The sequence below is a fragment of the Stenotrophomonas sp. PS02300 genome, assembly GCF_029959395.1.
Classification (GTDB): Bacteria; Pseudomonadota; Gammaproteobacteria; order Xanthomonadales; family Xanthomonadaceae; genus Stenotrophomonas; species Stenotrophomonas maltophilia_AD.
In genome coordinates this window covers 1-5,704 of record NZ_JASCOP010000186.1, presented here as the reverse complement: position 1 = coordinate 5,704, position 5,704 = coordinate 1, and the positions used below count along the sequence as shown (strand labels likewise).

General features: G+C 65.6%; 5 protein-coding genes. All 5 read right to left on the bottom strand.

The window, feature by feature from the left end; genetic code table 11:
- Positions 1-195 precede the first annotated feature (195 nt).
- Positions 196-1,452: an enoyl-ACP reductase FabV gene (fabV, locus tag QMX79_RS19715; RefSeq protein ID WP_282248284.1), complete on the bottom strand. Its 1,257-nt coding sequence runs from the start codon at positions 1,450-1,452 to the stop codon at positions 196-198.
- Between the two features lie 172 nt (positions 1,453-1,624).
- Entirely contained in the window at positions 1,625-2,605 is a 981-nt protein-coding gene (secF, locus tag QMX79_RS19710) for a protein translocase subunit SecF (protein ID WP_282248283.1), read from the bottom strand.
- 16 nt (positions 2,606-2,621) lie between these two features.
- Complete coding sequence (secD, locus tag QMX79_RS19705; RefSeq protein WP_282248282.1) at positions 2,622-4,478, bottom strand: protein translocase subunit SecD; 1,857 nt, start codon at positions 4,476-4,478, stop codon at positions 2,622-2,624.
- A 61-nt stretch (positions 4,479-4,539) separates the two neighbouring features.
- A complete protein-coding gene (gene yajC / locus QMX79_RS19700) occupies positions 4,540-4,884 on the bottom strand; it encodes a preprotein translocase subunit YajC (protein WP_282248280.1) in 345 nt (114 codons plus the stop codon).
- A 152-nt stretch (positions 4,885-5,036) separates the two neighbouring features.
- Positions 5,037-5,704, bottom strand: a 668-nt coding sequence (locus QMX79_RS19695) for a tRNA guanosine(34) transglycosylase Tgt (RefSeq protein ID WP_282248278.1), incomplete at its 5' end; no start/stop codon positions are given.

The window sequence follows — 5,704 nt, the reverse complement described above, 5'->3', positions numbered from 1 at the left end:
CTCGTAGGGACTGTCAAAAACATGGATGTTTTTGCCAAGCCCCCATGGATGGGTTTACGGCGTGTCCCGTAGAGGGCTGCCCGCCAGCCGACCCACTCGCAGGGATCGAGACGCTGCTCTACGCGGAACCCAAAAGCAAAAATGCCGCCCAGACCGGGCGGCATTTCAGCTTTTCAGCTTTTCAGCAGACCAGACTCAGGTCAGATCAACCAGGTTCGGAATGGTCACGTCGGTAGCGACGTCCGCTTCGTAATCCACGCCGTCCACGCCGAAGCCGAACAGGCGCAGGAAGTCGGCCTTGTAGCCGGCCAGGTCGCTGATCTCGTACAGGTTCTCGTTGGTGACCTGCGGCCACAGCGCAACCACTTCGGACTGCACGTCCGGCGCCATTTCCTTGTAGTCCGCACGCAGGCGGCCGGCTTCGTCTACCAGCTCCACCGTGCGGCCATCGGCCAGCAGCTGGTGGCGCAGGCGTTCGACCGCCGCACCGCTGTCCTTGCCGCCGTAGATGATGTCGTACAACGTGTCGAGCTGCTCGATGCAGCCCTCGTGCGTGCCGCGCTCCTTCATCACCTTGAACAGCAGCGACAGGTACAGCGGCATGGTCGGAATGGCCGAACTGGCCTGGGTCACCACCGCCTTGAGCACCGACACGCGCGCGTCACCGTTGATCGGCGCCAGCTTGGCACGGATGCCCACGACCTTCTCGTCCAAGTCCTTCTTGGCCGCACCGATCGAACCGTTCCAGTAGATCGCCTGCGTGATCTCTTCGCCCACATAGGTGAAGGCCGTGGTGGTGGCGCCGTCGGCCAGCACACCGGCTTCCAGCAGCGCGTCGATCCACATCTGCCAGTCTTCGCCGCCCATCACCGCCACCGTGCCCGCGATCTCTTCCGGCGTGGCCGGTTCGATCGTGGTTTCGGTGATCACTTCCTTGTCCGTATCCAGGCCGCGCAGCGTGATCGGCGCGCCGATCGGCTTGAGCGTGGAACTGATCACTTCACCGGTCTTCGGGTGCTTGCGGCGCGGCGCCGCCAGGCTGTACACCACCTGGTCGACCTGGCCCAGGTCCTGCTTGATCAGCTCGATGACCTTGGCCTTGACCTCGTCCGAGAATGCATCGCCGTTCACGCTGCGCGCGTACAGGCCCGCCTGCTCGGCGTACTTCTGGAACGCGGCCGAGTTGTACCAGCCTGCCGTGCCCGGCTTGGTTTCGGTGCCCGGGCGCTCGAAGAACACGCCCAGCGTGGCCGCACCGCTGCCGAACGCCGCGGTGATGCGCGCCGCCAGGCCGTAACCGGTGGACGCACCCAGCACCAGCACCCGCTTGGGACCGTTCGGCACCTTCGGCTGGGCCTGGATGTAATCGATCTGCTGCTTGACGGCTGCGTCGCAGCCGACCGGATGGGTGGTGACGCAGATGAAGCCGCGCACACGCGGTTTGATGACCATGATGACCTCGATGGGAATGGTGGGCCTCGGGAACGGCCGCACGCAACCCGGGAATCGTAGTGCGCACGGCCAGACAGCACAACCGACGCCCCGGTACGGTAGACATGAAAAAACCGCGCAGCGCGCGGTTTCTTCAGGTGCCACCGGAGTTGCCGGCCTGGGCCGGCAACGGTTACGGCCGGCGTTCCAGGGCTTCGATGTCCTTGGCCTTGGGCAGCAGGTCCTGCTTGCTCACGCGCAGGAAGCCAATGGTCAGCATCGGCACGGCCACCAGGATCGAGGACAGCACCACGATCACCGCACCGATCATGTGAGTCTCGGCCAGGCCTTCCATCGACGCGCCACCGTACATGTACAGCGCCAGTGCCGACAGGAAGAACATCACCGCGGTGATCACCGTACGCGACAGCGTCTGGTTGATCGAGCGGTTCAGCACTTCCAGCGGTTCCACGCGCAGGCTGCGGAAGTTTTCGCGGACACGGTCGAACACCACGATGATGTCGTTGATCGCAAAGCCCATCACCGACAGCAGGCCGGCCAGCACGTTCAGGTCGAACTCGCGTCCCAGCAGCGACACGTAAGCCAGCGTCACCAGCAGGTCGAACAGGGCCACGATGCTGGCGGTGACCGCGAACTTCCACTCGAACCGGAACCCGATGTAGATCAGGAAGCCGGCCAGCATGAAGATCGTGGCGTACAGGCCGTTCATGGCCAGGTCCTTGCCGATCTGCGGGCCCACGAACTCGTTGCGCAGGATGGTGGCCTGGTTGTCGCTGGTGGTGATCGCCTTCAGCACGGCCGCGCCGGTGGCTTTGTCCTCTTCACTGGCAGCGCCGGTGCCGGGGGCATGCTCGCCGTGCGGGGCCAGGCGGATCAGCACGTCGGTGTTGCCACCGAAGCTCTGCACCTGGGTGCCTTCGAACCCGTTGGATTCCAGGCGCGCGCGCACTTCCTCGACGTCCACCTGGCGTTCGAAGCGGGCTTCGATCAGGGTGCCGCCGGTGAAATCGAGCGCGAAGGTGAAGCCCTTGAAGGCGATGATGCCGACGGAGGCCAGGAACAACGCGATGGTGACGGCCATTGCAACATGGCGCCAACGCATGAAGTCGATCTTGGTGTCGTTCGGGAGGATATGCAGCGGAAACAGTTTCATTGTGCGTGTCGTCCCGTCAGATGGCCACGTTCTGGAGCTTCTTGCGGCGGCCGTAGATCAGCGTCGCAAGTGCGCGCGATACGGTGATCGCAGTGAACATCGAGGCGAAGATGCCGATGATCATCGTCAGGGCGAAGCCCTTCAGCGGACCCGTACCGAACGCAAACAGGGCCACGCCGACGATCAGGCCGGTCAGGTTGGCGTCGAGGATGGTGCCGCTGGCGCGTTCATAACCGGTCACGATCGCGGTCTTGCCCGGCACGCCGGCACGCAGTTCTTCACGGATACGTTCATTGATCAGCACGTTGGCGTCGACCGACAGGCCCACCGACAACGCCAGGCCGGCAAAGCCCGGCAGGGTCATGGTGGCACCGAACAGCGACATCACCGCCACCACGATCAGCAGGTTGAACAGCATCGCCGCCGAGGTGATCAGGCCGAACATGCGGTAGTACACGGTGAAGAAGACCAGCGTGAACATGAAGGCGTAGATCACCGCGGTGATGCCGCGCTCCACGTTTTCCGCACCCAGGCTCGGGCCGACCACGCGCTCTTCCACGAAGTCCATCGGCGCGGCCAGCGAGCCGGACTTCAGCAGCTTGGCCAGGTCTTCGGATTCCTTCTTCTCCAGGCCGGTGGTCTGGAAGTTCTTGCCGAACACGCCGTTGATGTTGGCCACCGAGATCACTTCCTCGTTGACCCGGAAGCTGCGCACTTCCTTGCCATCGACCATGGTCACGGTCGGCACGCGCTCGGTGTACACCACCGCCATCGGCTTGCCGACATTGGCGCTGGTGAAATCGAACATGCGCTGGCCACCGACGCTGTTGAGCGTCACGCTGACCGACGGGGTACCGGTGGTCTGGTCGGTCACGGCCTGCGCGGCCACCATCTGGTCACCGGTGACGATCACGCGCTTGTTCAGCAGGATCGGGACGCCGCTGTCGCGACGCTTGTAGACCTTGGCTTCCGGCGGAATGCGGCCGGTGTCGATCGCATCCTGCGCGTTGCCATCGACCACCGCGCGGTACTCCAGCGTCGCGGTCGCGCCGATCATGCGCTTGGCTTCGGCGGTGTCCTGCACGCCCGGCAGCTGCACGACCACGCGGTCGGCACCCTGGCGCTGGATGATCGGTTCGGCCACGCCCAGCTGGTTGACGCGGTTGCGCAGCGTGTTGATGTTCTGCTCGATCGCACCGTTGGTGATCTGGCTCAGCTCGGCGTCCGGCACGGTCACGGTGAGGCGCTTGCCCGAGACGTCATAGCCCAGGGTGGGCTGTGCCTTGACCAGCGCCAGGCGGGCACGCTCGGCGGCGGCATCATCAGCCGACGGGCTCAGCGTGGCGACGATCGAATTGTCCGGACGACGCTCCACCGACTGGAACGGAACGCGCGCTTCGCGCAGCGTGCCGCGCACGTCTTCGGCGTAGGCATCCATGCGCTTGTCGATGGCCGCTTTCTGGTCCACCTGCAGCACGAAGTGCACGCCACCCTGCAGGTCCAGGCCCAGCACCATCGGGCGACCGCCCAGGCGCTGCAGCCAGTCCGGCACGGTCGAGGCCAGGTTCAGGGCCACCGTGTAGTTCTCGCCCACGCTGTCGCGCAGCTTGGCGCTGGCTGCGGCCTGCGTCTGCAGGTCCGGCAGGCGCACGATCAGGCTCTCGCCTTCCTTCTCCGCGCCGATGGTGTTGATCCCGGCCTGCTTCAGGTCGGCCAGCACGCGCGTGCGAAGGGCGTCATCGACCTGGCCGCCACGGTTGGCGGTGATCTGGACGGCGGGGTCCTTCTGGTAGATGTTGGGCAGCGCGTACAGCGCGCTGAGCGCCAGTACGATCAGGATGACGACGTACTTCCAGCGTGGAAATTCAAGCATTGCCAGGTTCCTGCGCGGCGCCAGTCCCGGCGCCGCGGTTGTGCTTCGGAAAGGGAGTGGCTTAGTTGGCCGACTTCAGGGTGCCGGTCGGCAGCACGTTGCCCACGGCGCCCTTCTGCACGCGGATGCTCACGTTGTCGGCAACTTCGAGGGTGACGAAGTTGTCGCCGATGGCCTTGACGGTGCCGGCGATGCCGCCGTTGGTCAGCACTTCGTCGCCGATCTTGATCTTCTCCAGCATCGCCTTGTGTTCCTTCTGGCGCTTCATCTGCGGGCGGATCATCAGGAAGTACATGATCGCGATCAGGATGATCGGGAACAGCAGCGTGGTCAGGCCCATGCCCTGCGGCTGGCCACCAGCGGCTTGGGCGTGGGCGGCGGGAATCAGGAAGGCGATCAGGTTCATGGTGTGTCCTTGGGTTGGGAGGCGCCCTACCCTTATGGGGTCGGGTGTCGCCGCGAAACAGGGGTCAGCCGCGAAGTATGCCACGGCCCCGGGACTTCGTCCTTGGGCCGTTTGGCAGGGTCCGCGCGCCGGATCGGGGTCGGGCCGGCCGCTTACAGCGGCGGCGTGGCCATGCCCCGGGCCGCATAGAAGGACTCGCGGAAGGCCTCGAAGGTTCCCGCCGCGATGGCCGCGCGCATGTCGGCCATCAGCTTCTCGTAGTAATACAGGTTGTGGATGGTGCCCAGCATCGGCGCCAACATTTCATTGCAGCGGTCCAGGTGGCGCAGGTACGAGCGGGTGTAGCCGCTGGTGCAGGCGTGGCAGCCGCAGCCCGGCTCGATCGTGTCCATGTCGCGTTCATAGCGGGCGTTGCGGATGCGCACGGTGCCGAACGAGGTGAAGTAGTGGCCGTTGCGCGCGTTGCGGGTCGGCATCACGCAATCGAACATGTCCACGCCGCGGGCGACGCCTTCGACCAGGTCTTCCGGCCGGCCCACGCCCATCAGGTAGCGCGGGCGGTCGGCCGGCAGGATCGGGTGCATGTGGTCGAGCATCGCGTTGCGCTCGTGCTCGGGCTCGCCCACGGCCAGGCCGCCGATGGCGTAGCCGTCGAAGCCGATCTGCTGCAGGCCTTCGGCCGAGCGGCTGCGCAGGTCGTGGTGGACCCCGCCCTGGACGATGCCGAACAGCGCCGCGTCATTGCCCAGTTCGTCGTGCGCGTTGCGGCTGCGGGGGGGGCCGCGCCGGCGGCGCGCCCGCGCGGGGGGGGGCCCCCCCG